Here is a 16,743-nt window from a genome sequence, read left to right as displayed (position 1 = left end):
GTTTAAACAAAGAAAACATGAAATACTTTAATCATAAGATAATCGGTATTGCCATGATGTGTGCAACGGTTATGGCATGCACCGATAAGTATGACTGCAACCTTCAGGTAGAAAAGCCTGAAGAAGTGGCCAATAGCGAATACCTGGCCAGCTTTGATTTGCTAAAATCGTACATTACCCGCGATGCCAGTTCTCCGTTCAAGTTTACGGCAAACTTGTCTTCAACAGACTTTTTAAAGAAAGACATTGCTTACAGCACCATACTTAGCAATTTTGATGGCATAGATATTGGCGGTTCTATCACTCCCGTCAATTCATTGAAAGAGGATGGTTCCTTCGATTTTGGCAGAATGCAATTAGTAGCTGATGCTGTCAAAGGAACGGACATAACGCTTTATGGTGGTACGCTCTGTTCCAATCAGGGACAACGCACCGCTTATTATAATGAACTGATACAGCCCATCATTATTCCCTTCGTACCCGAGAAAGGTAAAACTGTGATTTGTGACTTCGAGAATGATGAACTAGGCAAAGCTTACGGTATGACCGGAGGAAGTCAGGCTGTGGTAGAAAACGACCCGGATGGGAAGAGTGGTAAAGCACTGCATGTAGGTACCGACGATAACAAAGCTGCCTATTCACATCCTAAGTTCAACGTCAAGTTACCGGAAGGTCGAAAACTGGGCGATTACGTCAATCTGACCATTGATATGCGTATTGTAAACGAAGACGGTATATATGGAGCAGGTATGAGAGTCTTTATTAATGGAAAAGAGTTCAACGTTGGTATGAATGCTAAAACTTTTGGTTGTAATCCCAACACTTGGAATCGTGGAGCGGTCATCAGCTTAAATAGCGCTACAGCTCCAGGCTTCATATTGCCGGATGAAATGAAAGGACTTACTGAATTTGAGCTTGCCGTTGGTTCCGCTTCTGGAGGAGCACAATATTTTCTCGATAACATCGTGATGAATTATGAGCTTCCCGGAACAGGTGTTACTAAAATTGACTTTGAAAAAGATGAACTTGGAACGTCTTATCCGATGACTAACGGAAACTCTTCCGTTGTAGAAAATGATCCTGAAGGCAGTGGTAAAGTATTACACGTAGGTACAGCTGCTACCCCTTGCAATAGATCTTATCCTAAATTCACAGTAAAATTGCAAAACGGAAGAACGTTAGGTGACTACATAGGTCTTTCTCTCGACATGTACCTGATAGATGGTAAAGGTGGCTGGGGCGACGGCATGCGGGTAGTGATTAATGGACAAGAATTCAACTGCGGCCAAGGACCGTTCAACTTCGGTTGTGAAGCTAACAAATGGGGACGAGACAAGATTTATATCACATTCCTGAAAGAAGGTGAAGAAACAGGTAAGGGAAAAATCGCTATACCCAATTCCATGAAAGATCTGACCGAGATAGAGCTGGCCGTAGGTTCAGGCTCGGGTGAGTGGCATGCTTACATCGATAATATCAACCTCCACTGGAAGGCCGATGATACCATCATCGAGAAAACTCCGGAAGAGAAAAAGAATATCTTCACTGAAGAGATGAATAAATGGATCGGTGGTATAGTAAATGCCGGTGGTGAATCTGTAAAAGTATGGAATATTGTAGGCGAACCACTTGACAAAACCATGGATGCCAACACCTTCAACTGGGGTGAATATTTGGGCGAAGTAGAATATGCACGTACAGCCGTGAAACAAGCCCGTGACACAGCAAAAATTGATCTCAACCTCTTCGTTAGCAATACTTTCAATCAATCTGATGAGATGGGACAGAAAGCCGATGAATTGATCGCGTTGGTAAAATCCTGGGAAGCAGATGATGTAACCCGTATTGACGGATACAACATCCTTCTTCATGCGGTTTATTCCAAAGACGCCACTTCTCAGAAAGCCAATGAAAAGATGATTTCCGAATTGTTCGACAAGCTGGCACAGACCGGTAAACTGATACGTGTTTCCGACCTCAGCATGATGGTGGAAGATACAGAGGGTAAGTTCATCCAGACCAGTAAACTGACCGCCGATGAACGGAGTGCCGCAGCCAACTATATAGCTTTCATCATGAAAGAATATCGGAAAACTATCGCATCGGACAAGCAATATGGCATATCCATTTCAAGTATGACCGAAACTAGTACCGGTAACAAGATTTGCCCTTGGACTTCGGGATACAATCGAAATGGAATGTATGAAGGAATAGTTGAAGGATTGAAATAACCCGAAGTATAATGAAACTATTTATTAGAAATCTATGCATTTTTCTGATGGGAATGTCATGTTGGGCATGCTCTGATAATAATAATGCGGAGACTGATGATAACGGGAAGGGCGCATATGCGCTCTTCCTAAAAAAGTCAATTACAGTGAGTGCCGGTGAAAACCAGACAGAGGTCGTTATAGAATGGGCAAAAACCTCCTGGGAGATAACCTTCGAACAGGGAGATATTGTAAAAAGTATAACTCCGATGTCAGGTGGAAGCAGTGATGGAGAAAAGCAGTACACAAAAATTCAAGTGGTTTGCAATGCTAACGCTTCAATGAAACAACGTACACAGACTATTCACATTACTGACCTAACCAACAAGCAGACTACTGATCTATTGATAGAACAGGAACCGGCGTTCAAGTCTGTTACACTTAATATTGACCCTACAGTAAAATATCAGCCGATAGCAGGATTCGGTGGAATGTACAATCCTAAAATTTGGTGTGGCGGAAACCTCATTTCTGCCCGACAATTAGACCAAATGTATGGTGAAGGTGGATTGGGCTACTCCATCCTTCGCCTGATGGTTTATCCCAACGAATCTGATTGGAATGCTGATGTAGAAGCGGCTAAAGCGGCACAGGCCAATGGAGCAATAGTTTTTGCATGTCCGTGGGACTGTACAGATGCTCTCTCCGAACAAATCAAGGTGAACGGCAAAGAAGTAAAACATCTCAAAAAAGAGAACTATGGAGCATACGCCGATCATCTTATCCGTTACATCAATTTCATGAAACAGAATGGAATAGATCTTTATGCCATATCTGTTCAGAATGAACCGGATATGGACTTTACTTATTGGACTCCTCAGGAAGTGGTAGATTTTGTGAAGCAATACGGTGCCAAAATCCGTGAAACCGGAGTCAGACTGATGTCTCCCGAAGCATGTGGTACATCACCCGAATACACGGATCCGATCATCAATGATGCCGGAGCATTTGCACAGACCGATATTATTGCAGGACACCTTTATCAAGGTTTTACAGACCTGGATAATGGATACGTCAAAAATCGTCACGATTACATCTGCGGTCTCTACCCTCGCATCCATGGAAAGACTTGGTGGATGACGGAACATCTCTTTAATGACGGAGAAAAATCAGATGATCCGTCAGCATGGGAATTCCAAAAGTGGCAATACTGCCTCAACCATCTTGGCAAAGAAATCCACATGTGTATGGAGGGCTATTGCAGTGCATACGTATACTGGTATTTAAAGCGCTTCTATGGATTGATGGGCGATAATGACAAGCGCAGCCCGGTGGGTGAAGGTGAAATTGCTAAGAATGGTTACATCATGGCCCATTACGCGCAGTACGCCACAGGTACTACCCGTATTAAAGCTGTCACGAATAATACAGGAATATGTGCCACAGCCTACATCAATGAAACAGGAAATGAAGTAACGGTTGTATTGCTGAATTTCACTGGAGCCACCCAGTGTATAGAAATACCGTTGGCAGGAATGAAGCGTGCAAATGCCGTTGAAACCAATGAAAACAAAAATATGGAAGTTATCAGTACTGAGATGCTGGAATCTGGCGAGGGTGTATATGTACTGTTGTCCGGTAACAGCATAGTCTCTGTCCGGTTGACCTTATAATTGCATGAAGTGATATGGAATCACTCAAGTAGTTCAGATTCTCTCCAAATGGTAAGTGTTGCCAAAGCAAAACAAAAAATTGCTTTGTGCAACACTTTTTTTTATTTTTGATGTCACGTTCGCTTTACACGTTCGTCTTAGTAATGTAAATGGAACTCAAACAATTTAAAATATCCGTTCTACCCCTCCGCAATAAGCTATTGAATTATGCGCGGAAGTTGACCGAAAGTCCGGACGATGCAGAAGATGCCGTACAAGAAGTCCTGCTCAAGCTATGGAACAAAAGACTTGAACTGGAACAGTACCGTAACATTGAAGCATTCGCCATGACCATGACACATAATCTCTGCATGGATATGTGGCGCACCAGGCATACCTCCAGCGTACCGTTAGAGTATGTACAGGATGCCACTCCCGGTGGAACACCGGAACGGTTGCTTGAGATAAAAGACGAAATCCGTCTGATGCATGAAATTATTAATTCATTGCCTACCTTGCAGCGCACCATCATGCGGATGAAAGACATCGAGGAGTATGAAACGGAAGAGATCGCCGACATCACAGGCTGTAATCCGGAAGCCATCCGAAGTAACCTGTCGAGAGCGCGAAAAAAAGTGAGAGAAATTTACCTGCAAACCGTACAAGAAAAAATAAGGAGGAAACAAGTATGAAGATAGAAGAATTAATAGACCGCTATTTCGAAGGACAGACCTCATGTGAGGAAGAACGCGAATTACGCAGTTTCTTCACGCAAGAAAATGTACCGGAATCGTTACAAGTATATCGTCCCTTGTTTGTCTGCCTGGATCAGGAAGCAAAAGCATTCCGGCAAGAAAGTGCTCCTGTTAAAAAGCCTTCCTTCCGCCGTCGCTTTATTTACACAACGGGAGGAATAGCAGCCGGAATTTTATTAGTGATCGGCATTGCCGGTACGCAGCGATACCTTCACCCCACTCCGGAAAATTACGTCATTATCGACGGCAAGCAATACACGGATGCAAACCTGGTGCATGAACAAGCCCTTGCTGCTTTCCGAGATATGCGAACTACGGAAGATGAAGTGCTTGATCTGATGTTTGAATAATAAAAAGAACTAATAGATACAATTATGAAAAAGTTCACTCATACCCTGCTATGCTGCCTGCTGCTCTTGTTCAGTACCGGCATGTACGCCCAGAAAGGGCTGCAAATAGCATCCGTATTTCAGAAATACGGCAATGAGAAAGGGGCCACTTACGTGGAACTGTCCAAGATGTTATCCAAGAATTGGGACATCACCCATTACCAAAGCCTGAAACTGACAAAGGCAGAAAAGGCATTACCGGATATCTACCGGTGTCTAGAATCCGACCGGGAACATGCCAGGAAAATAAAAGAAGTGGTGACAGACGGGCATATTCAATCGGGATACTACCAGTTGCCTCCGGTAAAAGATAAAATAAACCGCTTCATACTATTCCGGCTCGGCAAGAAAGGAGAAGCCACACTTATCTATATCGAAGGCGAAATAGACAGTGACGACCTTGTTACACTGATATTCAGCAAAGACTAATTCTGAAATTTATAAATCACAAATAATAAAACTTATGAAACGAATTTTCTTTTTATTCCTTATCATGACTTCCATGACAGTCGTGGCACAAGAAAGCATCCCGCAAGATACAACTCTCTATCTCAACGGACGGAAGATCATCATTAAAGAACATGATGGCAAAATCAAAGTGAAAATGTATGAGGCAAAAGCCGACAATGACACCATCGAAAACACCCAGGTATTTGAAGGTGTGTATCTGGACGGCCGCAGCATTGAACGAACCACAACGGTTTCCGTACCTTTCGTGAAGAAGAAAAAAGGCTATTACCGCTTTGATCCTCACTACCCTGCCATCTATTTCGGCTTTAACAAACTGGCAAGCAATACATTTCAGTACTCTGCCAAAGTACCTCAACTTGGCTCGAAATCCTGGGAATGGGGTATCAATCTGTTTAATACCGGAGTTGCCATAACCCGTAACAATCATTGGGGATTGACCACCACCCTCGGTTTAGCACGTATCGTCTATAAACTGGATGACAATTACGGCTTTGAGAAAGTAGACGGCATCACCGTTTGCCGGCAAGCCGAAGATGTGGATTACCAAAAGAGCTGGCTGCGCTATTGGGCTTTCCGTCTGCCTGTCAGTCTGGAATGGCAAACCAAATTCGGCAGTCGCCGTGCTTTCATTGCCGCTGGTCCGGAAGTGGAATGGCGTGTAGGGGTTAAATCCAGAGCCAAATATGATGATAAGAAACATACTTTGAGTAGCAAGCTGAATACCCATCCGCTTGGCATGAATCTGCTGCTACAGGCCGGTTACGGTTGCTTGGGATTCAATGCCCGTTTCGCTCTCACTTCTCTGTTTGAAAAGAATAAAGGACCCGAACTCTATCCGGCTTCTATAGGCATAGGTTGGTATTGGTGACAGCATAAAACTTTAATAATTCATTTCCCGCCTCACAACAAAAACTGTGGGGCGGACTTGTTTTTGTCTATATAGAATTGTATCTTTGTATCGCTACCCCTTTAACAGCAAGAAAGAAAAAATAGAATGAAAACAACTAATGAAATTCTCGCCATCCTGCACGAGTTCAAGCAAACAACCGCTGACAAGTATGGCATTGAGAGTCTTGCTCTCGTTGGTTCAGCTGCCCGTGGCGAACAACGGGAGAACAGCGATATTGATGTTTGCGTAAAACTACGCAAAACCACCTTTCGTGCCTATATGACGATCAAGGAAGAATTAGAACACCTCTTTCATACAAAAGTTGATTTAATAACCTTGCATGAGAACATGCGTCAAATGTTCCGGCATAATCTTGAACAAGATGCAATCTACGTCTAAACAAGCATTAATAGATATGCTCCGCTTTGTAGAAAGCCAAACATCATTCGTCATAAAAACCACCGCTCGGATAAGCAATTATCAAGATTTTCTCAATTCGGACGATGGCATGGTATTGTTCAATTCGACCTGTATGTGCCTGCAAACTATCGGTGAAACAATTCGCCAAGTAGATGACCGCACTCACGGATGCCTTTTCTCTCATTATCCCGAAATACCGTGGAGACAAATTATAGGAATGCGTAATATAATCTCACATGAATATCTCTCAATAGATCCGGAATTGATCTACGACATTACCAGCAAAGAACTTCCTCCCCTACTCGCTAGTTTACATCAGATTCTCATAGATATTGATGCCGGTCTACGAAATAAGGAGTTGGGGGAATAGACATCATTCATATCATACAGAGAATTAAATAATCATTTTTATTATGACCAAAGAAGAACTTATGAGAAAAGCGATTGAGCTCTCCACGGAGAATGTCGCTAACGGTGGCGGCCCATTTGGTGCCGTCATTGCCAAAGATGGAGAAATCATAGCTACCGGAACGAATCGTGTGACATCCTCATGTGACCCGACAGCGCATGCCGAAGTCAGTGCCATTCGTGCAGCAGCCACGTCACTAGGTACTTTCAACCTCAGTGGTTGCGAAATCTATACCTCTTGTGAGCCCTGCCCCATGTGCCTCGGCGCTATCTATTGGGCCCGACTGGACAAAATGTATTATGGAAACAATAAGACTGACGCCAAAAATATAGGTTTCGACGACTCTTTCATATATGATGAAATCGCTTTAAAACCTGCCGATCGCAAACTACCCTCAGAAGTATTGCTACACAATGAAGCCATCAAAGCTTTCGAAGCATGGGCTGAGAAAGAAGATAAAATAGAGTATTAAGAAATTAGACAAGAAAAGTCCCCGGAGTACTGCTATCTCTCCGGGGACTCGAATTTAATACACAAGGTATTTGCAATGAAAGGTTATTTGCTTATATTGTTATTCTTTTAGAAACGCATACCTAAAGATAATATCACCTGGCTGCGAGTATTAGTCAACTTAGCAGCAGTAAGTCCTACTTCGCCATCTTGAGAAGAATCGAAAGGATAAAAATCACCTTTCTGTACTGAATATTTGTAAGCTAAATCGGCATAAAATGCAGAGCCTCTGTAACCGATACCCAGTGTGTAATTACTCAATGACTTAAGATTAGCATAATCCGTATCAGTATTAATGGACTCTATAGGCAATGCCTTAATGGCATCCTTCTTGAAAGCAGAGCTACTATAATTATATCCGGCACGCAAAGCAAACTGTGGAATTACTTTATACTCAGCACCAATGCGGAAAGTATTGACACCCTTCAAACAGAGTTTAGACTCATTACTTTGCCATTCCATCTTATCGCCATCAGAATAATAGAACTTAGTTGTCGAGTAGTTTTTATACTCATATTCAGCACCTAAAGCCAATTGAGTTCCTACAGTATATCCCAAGCTCAGATTATAAGTCCATGGAGTGTTCATCTGATATTCTTGTTTTAAATCTCCATTATTCAAATAATCAAAGCTATCCACCGTTGTAGATACAACCTTATCGCCCTGATACAGATCGGAAACAAGACGGGCTGAAGTAGACCATGTCAAATTATAGAAAGTCGGGGTATGTATGGCAAGCCCGAGACGTAAAGGTGAATCCTCAAACGGACGAAGAATAGCACCAAGTTTAAAGTCAAAGCCGGCACCACTTACTTTATTGAAACTTTCCAAGATGTATCCGGAACCTGTCGGTTCTCCATTTCCTGTACGGAAATCTTCATCATATAATGTATACTTATTATAGTCCACATCATAAGCTCCTATCGTAAAGCCAAGATAGAAACGATCATTAAAGTTGAAAGAAACATTAAAATCAAATTGATTTACTCCTCCACTTTCCCGAGAACGGAATTCACGTAAATAAGGATAGTCACCGTCTCCTAAAATGCTTGTGTAGAAATTATAATTCTCATATAAAAGATTACCTTCCTCATCCTTTATTTGATTACCATCGGCATCATTATAAGGATAAGGTGTCTTATCAGTAGTTATTGAAGGATTTATCAGGTGTCCCTCCCATCCCAGTGCGGAAAGCCATCCGATATCATTTGCATTAAAAGGATTACTACCCTTCCACATTTCCGGTGTAATCCCATCGGACATAGCTGCCATCTGATAGGTCTGCGAATAACCATTCAAGTCTCCTGCCATAGTCATATTCCGATTGAAAGACTTTACTCTCTGATAATTAAAGGCAAAGTTTACATAACGTAATGACGTAACATTACCAACCTTGGTAGAAAACACAACACCTGCATTATCAAAGTTCCAACGGTTTTTTCCCATATTAAATGTCTGTCCGCCATATTTGCTTTCAACATCTGTAATCGAATAGCCGAAAGATGCTACTATATCGTTACTACGATAGATACCAATACCCGCAGGGTTCGTACCGATAGTGGAAATATCACCACCTAACGCTCCCATTGCGCCTCCCATACCTACGAAACGAGCAGTACCACTTAGATCTTTACTGGCTATATTCGTAGCATCGTATACCGTCTGTGCCCCTGCACCCATTGAGACGAACATAGCAAGGGCTGTTAGAGTCATTATCTTTTTCATGATTCATTCATTTTTGTGTGAAACACTTAACTTTTATCTTCTTCTGCTTGAGCCGCCACCGCCACCACTGGAACGTGTGGAACCTCCACCGCCACTGGAATAGCTACTGCCACTGGAACGGGAACTGCTTCCTGATGAATAACTGCTACTGGAAGAAGAACGAGTGGAAGGAGCACTATAAGACCGTGAGCTAGAAGAACGATTATTATCATTAGAGTAGCTGCGTGGAGCTGTTGAACTACCCCGGTTATAGGTACTGCTACTACGTGTTGAAGTACTTCTTACGGTGCCACTACTTCCCGAAGATGATCTCGTTGAAGTACCACGAACCGTACTACCACTACGTACATTTCCTACATTGCTATTATAAGAAGAGCTGCTACGTGTACTACTTGGACGTGTATAGGTAGAACGTCTTGAGGAAGCTGCATCTGTGCGGGTTGACATTCCCGGACGTTCACCGGAAGAACGGGTTCCCACTACCCGACGGGTAGTTCCACTTTCTCCACGTCTTACTTGTCCACTTGTGCTTTGTCTGGTCGCACCTGTCACTCTACCTGTTCCGTCAGTACGCCGTGCAGTTGTCGTACTACGTGTTCCGCTGTAGCGTCTGTTCGTATATGTATCACGACTCCCCCAATGGTTGCCTCCCCAGTGTCCACCGCCACCGGGATACCAGCCACCGCCAGGATAATAATGATGGTGATGATGCCCCCATCCCCAACTCCAGCCACCGTAGAAACCGCCCCAGCCATAGGACCAGCCACCGTAACTGTAATAAGGAGAGTATCCACCCCAACCATAATAAGGATAGCCTCCCCATCCGTAGGAGTTATAACGCCAATCCCACCATAAGCGGTTAGAGAAAGTCGGGAAAGCATACGCATACATTCCGTCAGTATAAACGTTCCAGTCCCATGAATTCAGACCGTAAACGATATCCCAATAATACGGGCTACTGATGCTCACCGCATAACGCGGGTTGCGGAAACGTACGATACGCATAGCATATTCATAATCATCTTCCGAACCATCGAAGCCATTTACCCATTCACCATCCGGATCGGGCACTGCTTTTTCCTTAATATATAAGGTATCATCTTCCATTACGAAGTCATTCTCACGAGAATCATAACGACGGTTATATTCGTCTACATCACGTGTATTTCCTTTACGATCCTGTACTACAACAGTAGTATTACCTGGCGACGTATAAACCGTAGTTGGTGCATTCGACTTTACTACAATTTCTTCAGTCGGAGCAGAGCTTGTAACTTTCTTCTCCTGCTTCTTTTCCTTCTTATCCTTAGAAGGAATGTAGTAAAGGTCGTCATCTATGCTCTGCGCCGAAACCATCCAAGGGAGGCACAAGGCAAAAAGCGATAAAAAAACAATCTTTTTCATATGGGTGTGGTTTATAGGTTTTACATTAATCCATTTTATCACGTCACAAAGATAGCGATGGATTTTACCGCATACAGGAGAATTTCCCCAAATGATTATAGGGATTTCCCTATTCTATTAGAACAAAAGAGATATTATTTTGGTTTTCAATGCACTAAATTAAATCTCCAGTGCAAGTTTATAACACATGAAACTTATCCGTTTGACGGATATAAAATGCCGGAGAAATCAGTGCGTGATATCTGGCTATCTACTGATGAGATAAAGGCTATACGAGATGTAAAAGTCAGCAGGGAGAATCGGATTAGGAAGTATCTCCGGAATTTGTATATGTTTATACATTTTATCTATCTGATCTTTTTTTATTACTTTTGCAGCAAATAAACGAACAATACTAAAAAAACAATGCAAGACATAAGAAAGCAAAACGTATATGACCTTGCCCAAGAAAGATTACGTGTCATTTTTCAGAATTTTGATAATATTTACATCTCATTTTCAGGAGGCAAGGATAGCGGTGTACTATTAAATTTATGCATAGATTATATCCGCAAACATAATTTAAAAAGAAAAATTGGGGTATTTCATATGGATTATGAAATACAGTACAACATGACAATTGATTATGTAGAACGAACTTTTAAAGAGAATCAAGACATCCTGGATATATATCATATTTGCGTACCTTTTCGAGTAACGACATGTACGTCCATGTATGAAGATTATTGGAGGCCATGGGATGAAGACAAAAAAGCAGTCTGGGTACGCCAAAAACCGGAGAGGGCAATGACATTACATGAGTTCCCTTTCTACACTACCGACATGTGGGATTATGATTTTCAAATGGAATTTGCCCAATGGCTACATAAAAATAAAAAGGCTACCCGGACATGCTGTTTAGTTGGCATTCGTACACAGGAAAGCCATAATCGTTGGCGTGCCATTTACAGAAAAACAAAGGAACGATATGCCAACTACCTATGGAGTACCCAAATTACTGAAGGTGTTTATAACCTCTATCCTATTTTTGACTGGAAAACAACTGATATCTGGGTAGCAAATGGTAAATTCAAATGGGATTATAATCATCTGTACGATCTTTATTATCAAGCAGGAATTAGCCTTGACCGACAACGGGTAGCAAGTCCTTTTATCTGCGAAGCCATAGAGAGCCTGTCACTGTACAGAGTGATTGATCCCGATATGTGGGGACGGATGATTGGCCGGGTTAACGGAGTAAATTTTTCCGGGATTTATGGAAAAACCGGAGCAATGGGAAGAGATGAGATACATTTACCCAAAGGATATACATGGAAATCCTTTACAGAGTTTCTTCTGTCTACTCTACCTGAACATACCCGGAACAGATACCGGAAGAAATTGGAGACAAGCATCAGATTCTGGAAGAATAAGGGCGGTGTACTCAGTGACGAAGTGATACAGAAACTAAGAGAAAGAAATATTCCTATTCAAGTAGGAGAAAGCACAAACTACAAAACGGACAAGAAGCCTGTCAGGATGGATTATTTAGATGATATTGATATTGCAGAGTTCAAGGAAATTCCGACTTACAAAAGAATGTGTATCTGTATCCTACGCAATGATCACGTTTGCAAATATATGGGATTCGCACTGACAAAAGAAGAAACACTCATGAAAAATATGGCATTAAAACAATATGGAAAGATTTTCAAAGATGAATAGAATTTCTTAAATGCCCCATCTTTAAATAAGGCAAACTGCATCTCAGCATAACTTTTTCATGCAAGCATGAAAGTTCTACATTCGATTTGCATTATCTTTGCAGCTAATAAACAAATATACAAAGAAACTGGTTCGCTTCGCTAACAGAGGCTTTGCATTTAACAATAAATTATATTCCAATGAAATATTTAGAATTTACTTTCCGCACTTCTCCTTGTACAGAAGTAGTAAACGATGTGCTTTCCGCTATCCTGGGCGATGCAGGTTTTGAGAGTTTTGTTGAACAAGAAGGCGGTATTGCTGCCTATATACAAAAAGATTTGTATGATGAAACAACTGTAAAAGCAGCTATTGACGAGTTCCCCCTACCAGATATCCAAATTGAATATACTTTTACAGAAGCCGAAGATAAAGACTGGAATGAGGAATGGGAAAAGAACTTCTTCCAACCGATTGTGATTGGTGACCGCTGTGTCATCCACAGTACTTTCCACCATGATGTCCCCCAAACAGAATATGATATTGTCATCAATCCGCAAATGGCTTTCGGTACAGGACATCACGAAACCACCAGTCTCATCATCGGTGAACTACTGGACAGTGACCTACAAGGCAAGTCCCTTCTCGATATGGGTTGCGGCACTTCCATCCTTGCCATTCTTGCTCGCATGCGTGGTGCAGAACCTTGTACTGCCATCGATATTGATGAATGGTGCGTTCGTAACTCACTTGAAAACATCGAATTGAACCACGTAGACAATATTTCCGTATTCCAGGGAGACGCCTCTTCACTGGAAGATATAGGTCCGTTTGACGTAGTCATTGCTAACATCAACCGGAACATTCTGCTGAATGACATGAAACAGTATGTACGTTGCATGCGCAAAGGTTCCCAACTCTTTATGAGTGGATTCTATGTGGACGACATTCCTCTGATCCAGGCAGAGGCCGAACGTAACGGATTACACTTTGTACACCATCAAGAGAAAAACCGTTGGGCGGCAGTGAAATTTGAACTTTAAAGCCTACTTGTCCCGGGTAGCATCTACCCGATAACTCCGGCTGATGCTACCTGCTCAATTATGGACAAAAAAAATCCCGACAAGACAATAATTGTCTGCCGGGAACCAGTATGAATATTATCTCACTTAAACAGATAAATGCAATCTAAAATATTTCCTCATGAACCATACATAAATGAAGCTGAGCAATAAAATAGCACATAAAAGATACAAGTATCCCCAATTCTGACAATAGATATATCCGATAATCACTATAGCCTGCACAGCCATATAAACCAGCGAAACCACAACATGAGGTATTTTCAACTCATTTGCCATTAACTGATACATATGTTTCCGATGTGGCAAGCCTATGTTTTCATGGAGCATCAGGCGATGAATAATAGTCAAAACACTATCAACTCCGTAAACTGCCAAAAGAATCATCCAACTGAAATCCTCCGTTTTCAGAATCAACTTCCCTATCAGGAAAAGCAGTATGAAAGCGATACTCACAGAACCTACATCACCGGCAAAACACTTCGCCTTCCTGCGGAAATTAAAGAAGCAGAATACCACCACTGAACAAAGCACCGTATAAATTAAAGCCGGTTCAGCAAAGGATACCATTTCTTCATTGATATAAGCCAATGCTCCTAAAATAATCAATGAATAACCACCTGTAATACCATTAATGCCATCCATGAAATTATAAGCATTGATGATACCTGTGCAAACAATCAAAGCTATAATGATCCACCACCAGGAAAGCGAAAACAACCCCCATTGATAAAACATCAAGGCCATGGCAGAAAAGTGAAATACCAACCGTAAGCCTTGAGAAGTAGAACGAATATCATCTACAAAGCTAATAAATGTTATTAGGCTCAATGCCAATATAAACCAAGGATATTCCCAGTCGTTAGTCAAGAAATAAGCCAAAGCTCCGAAATAGAAGATGATTCCACCACCACGCAAAGTAATCCGTGAATGAGAACTACGTTCATTGGGTTTATCTATGATATTAAACTTATCAGCCACCCTAAAATAAAAAAGTTCTGTCAGGAACAACAGAACCAAAATAATTACGTAATACATTATTCATTTTTATTAATCCAATGAAACCATATCTGAACACAGACAAATAAAAAAGCTGCTACACTTACTACAGCCATTACAATCCAAAAGCATATACTCATTCTATTTTGAAATTTTCTAATACATTTGTTGGCTTCCACCCTAATTCCCGCATTGCTTTCTCATTACTAAAGGTTAGTGACTTGGTTATTTTATCAAGCTTCAATGAATTTAATGGAGCTTTCTTACCCAAGCAGTCCCCTATCAAAGCCATGCCTTTTGCCAGCCAATAAGGGATCGATAAAGGCAGCGATTTATTCATCTGTTTACAAATCAGTGTTTCCAAATCCCTGAATGTAGGTTGATAACTATCACATACATTATAGATACCTCCTTTTCTAACCAGCAAAGGAATCAGGTTCGCAATATCTTGCACCATCAGTACACTTTTCCGAGCTCTACCATCTGCAATACTGAAATACCTTCCTCTACGAATCCCTGTTATCATCGCTCGCAAATTGCCCGGAGGATTAGGCCCAGCTATCAAGGAAGGGCGAATTATCCCTAACACAACATTGTATTTCCGACACCAATTCTGCAAATACTCTTCCGCCAGGCGTTTACTCATAGCATAAGGAGTGGTTCCATTTAGCGGATACTCTTCCGTGATATTCACTCCATAATCACAACCATATACTGCTACTGTAGAAATAAAGATAAAAGCTCTCGGTGCTCCAACCTTCTCTAACGCCGCACAAAGGTTCTTCGTACCCTGTAGATTTACATCGAAAAACGCCTGTCGTTCAGCGTCCGTTTTAGGAATAGAATGGGCTTTTCCGGCGGCATGCAATACAATATCATAGCGTTCGTGTAGCTCTGGAACCTCCTTAGCAATGTTCACTGTATAATTATCTTGTTGGGTTAGGCCAACAGTTGTGACATCATATACTCTCTCTAAAAAAGGGCGTACGTTGTTACCCAAGAACCCGAAGGCTCCTGTGAATAAAAGTTTCATAAGAAAAAGGAAATAAGAAAAAGGGAAAAACTATATACTATTATATTGATAGAAAACAATAACTAGTGCGATATTTTCGCTTTATATATCTTCAAATATTCACCAACCATCTTATCTACAGTCAAGTCTTCCTCAAACCGTTTCAATGCATTTCGTGAGAATTGACTATAAATATCATTACTTTCCAAAATATATTCTATTTTCTCAGCAAAAGTATCAGGTACATTCTCTACCGTATAGCCATTTTCGCCATTCACCACGATCTCACTAATACCACCCACATTGGAGGCTACAACAGGTTTCCCGAAAGCCATCGCTTCGATAATCGTCATGGGCAACCCCTCATAATTACTGGGAAGCATAAATAAATCCGCATATTCATTATACGCACCCGCATTGTGAAGACTCCCCATGAAAAAGACGTTAGAAGGATGTTCTTGCGTATATTCATATTGGTTTCCAATCCAAATAAAAGCGTATCGCGGCAAACGCGCAGCCACTTCTAGAAACAAGTCTACTCTTTTGGGAGGGAACAACCTTGCTATACACAATACCTTACGGACATACCCTCTTATTCCCACAAACGGGTCGCCCCCCAAGGCACAAGGAATGGATATACCATTATATATCACCCGGACATTCCGCCGGATACCCTCTCCTCGCAAATTCCATCCATCATATTCACTTACTCCCACTATCATCTTGCAATATCCCTGCAAAATTCGTTCAAGCGGCAAGTATTGCCTGTAAGCAATACGTATCGAATCAAAACCATGAACCGTATAAACGATTTTTAATTTAGGAAAAGCTATACGCCCCAGTATTCCTACCTTAGAAGAGTGAAGATGAATTATATCAGGTTTATATTTTCCGTACAAACGCCTTAATGCAAACAAGGTTTTTATCTCATTTATTGGAGACAATGCCCTGTGCAATGAGGATATTTCTTCCCGCTTTATAGAAGGCGCTAATAATTTCCACATTTTACCATCACCTTCACCGGCAGCAACGATAACTTCATGGTCCTTGCAAAGCTCATTAGCAAGATTCACGACAACTGATTGCGCCCCTCCTAAATCAGTACGAGTTATTATTTGAAAGATTTTCATTGT

Annotated in this window: 16 protein-coding genes; 11 read left to right on the top strand and 5 right to left on the bottom strand. The window is 41.6% G+C overall.

The annotated features are described in order from the left end of the window. Positions 1–17 precede the first annotated feature (17 nt). From K429_RS0107095 to K429_RS0107055, 9 genes are all read left to right on the top strand, one after another. Positions 18–2,231 (top strand): endo-1,4-beta-xylanase, encoded by a 2,214-nt coding sequence (locus K429_RS0107095; RefSeq protein ID WP_025726476.1) that lies wholly within the window; start codon positions 18–20, stop codon positions 2,229–2,231. Between the two features lie 11 nt (positions 2,232–2,242). Further along, the gene (locus K429_RS0107090) at positions 2,243–3,883 is read left to right on the top strand and encodes a glycosyl hydrolase (protein WP_025726475.1); all 1,641 of its coding nucleotides are present in this window, start codon (positions 2,243–2,245) and stop codon (positions 3,881–3,883) included. A 149-nt stretch (positions 3,884–4,032) separates the two neighbouring features. Further along, positions 4,033–4,554 (top strand): RNA polymerase sigma factor, encoded by a 522-nt coding sequence (locus K429_RS0107085; protein WP_025726474.1) that lies wholly within the window; start codon positions 4,033–4,035, stop codon positions 4,552–4,554. Further along, the gene (locus K429_RS0107080) at positions 4,551–4,967 is read left to right on the top strand and encodes a hypothetical protein (protein WP_022210022.1); all 417 of its coding nucleotides are present in this window, start codon (positions 4,551–4,553) and stop codon (positions 4,965–4,967) included. Before K429_RS0107085 ends, K429_RS0107080 begins: the two co-directional genes overlap by 4 nt. A 24-nt stretch (positions 4,968–4,991) precedes the next feature. Further along, positions 4,992–5,435: a DUF6108 family protein gene (locus tag K429_RS0107075; RefSeq protein ID WP_007215025.1), complete on the top strand. Its 444-nt coding sequence runs from the start codon at positions 4,992–4,994 to the stop codon at positions 5,433–5,435. A 34-nt stretch (positions 5,436–5,469) separates the two neighbouring features. Further along, positions 5,470–6,345: an outer membrane beta-barrel protein gene (locus tag K429_RS0107070; RefSeq protein WP_007215026.1), complete on the top strand. Its 876-nt coding sequence runs from the start codon at positions 5,470–5,472 to the stop codon at positions 6,343–6,345. 126 nt (positions 6,346–6,471) lie between these two features. Next, complete coding sequence (locus K429_RS0107065; protein WP_007217715.1) at positions 6,472–6,765, top strand: nucleotidyltransferase family protein; 294 nt, start codon at positions 6,472–6,474, stop codon at positions 6,763–6,765. Next, a complete protein-coding gene (locus K429_RS0107060) occupies positions 6,749–7,156 on the top strand; it encodes a DUF86 domain-containing protein (RefSeq protein ID WP_025726473.1) in 408 nt (135 codons plus the stop codon). The genes K429_RS0107065 and K429_RS0107060 overlap by 17 nt, the downstream gene beginning before the upstream one ends. 43 nt (positions 7,157–7,199) lie before the next feature. Next, the gene (locus tag K429_RS0107055) at positions 7,200–7,667 is read left to right on the top strand and encodes a nucleoside deaminase (protein WP_007215027.1); all 468 of its coding nucleotides are present in this window, start codon (positions 7,200–7,202) and stop codon (positions 7,665–7,667) included. A gap of 107 nt (positions 7,668–7,774) precedes the next feature. Here K429_RS0107055 and K429_RS0107050 read toward each other — a convergent pair whose 3' ends face one another. Both K429_RS0107050 and K429_RS0107045 read right to left on the bottom strand, forming a co-directional pair. Then, positions 7,775–9,430 carry an OmpP1/FadL family transporter gene (locus tag K429_RS0107050; protein WP_025726472.1) on the bottom strand — a complete coding sequence of 552 codons (1,656 nt, stop codon included), beginning with the start codon at positions 9,428–9,430 and terminating at the stop codon, positions 7,775–7,777. A gap of 33 nt (positions 9,431–9,463) precedes the next feature. Continuing rightward, positions 9,464–10,834, bottom strand: a complete 1,371-nt coding sequence (locus K429_RS0107045; protein ID WP_025726471.1) for a hypothetical protein — start codon at positions 10,832–10,834, stop codon at positions 9,464–9,466. 405 nt (positions 10,835–11,239) lie between these two features. Between K429_RS0107045 and K429_RS0107035 the strand changes: the two genes are divergently transcribed. Beyond that, positions 11,240–12,538, top strand: a complete 1,299-nt coding sequence (locus K429_RS0107035; protein WP_022210028.1) for a DUF3440 domain-containing protein — start codon at positions 11,240–11,242, stop codon at positions 12,536–12,538. A gap of 179 nt (positions 12,539–12,717) precedes the next feature. Beyond that, entirely contained in the window at positions 12,718–13,560 is an 843-nt protein-coding gene (prmA, locus tag K429_RS0107030; RefSeq protein WP_007217710.1) for a 50S ribosomal protein L11 methyltransferase, read from the top strand. Between the two features lie 126 nt (positions 13,561–13,686). Here prmA and K429_RS0107025 read toward each other — a convergent pair whose 3' ends face one another. From K429_RS0107025 to K429_RS0107015, 3 genes are all read right to left on the bottom strand, one after another. After that, the gene (locus tag K429_RS0107025) at positions 13,687–14,637 is read right to left on the bottom strand and encodes a glycosyltransferase family 4 protein (RefSeq protein ID WP_007217709.1); all 951 of its coding nucleotides are present in this window, start codon (positions 14,635–14,637) and stop codon (positions 13,687–13,689) included. 97 nt (positions 14,638–14,734) lie between these two features. Continuing rightward, the gene (locus K429_RS0107020) at positions 14,735–15,631 is read right to left on the bottom strand and encodes an NAD(P)-dependent oxidoreductase (RefSeq protein WP_025726469.1); all 897 of its coding nucleotides are present in this window, start codon (positions 15,629–15,631) and stop codon (positions 14,735–14,737) included. Positions 15,632–15,693: 62 nt separating this feature from the next. Next, entirely contained in the window at positions 15,694–16,740 is a 1,047-nt protein-coding gene (locus tag K429_RS0107015) for a glycosyltransferase (RefSeq protein WP_025726468.1), read from the bottom strand. Positions 16,741–16,743: the final 3 nt, after the last annotated feature.

The organism is Bacteroides sp. 14(A) (genome assembly GCF_000526555.1).
GTDB classification, from domain to species: Bacteria; Bacteroidota; Bacteroidia; order Bacteroidales; family Bacteroidaceae; genus Bacteroides; species Bacteroides cellulosilyticus.
The sequence above is the reverse complement of the archived record's forward strand: the minus strand, read 5'-3'. Positions and strand labels throughout refer to the sequence as shown.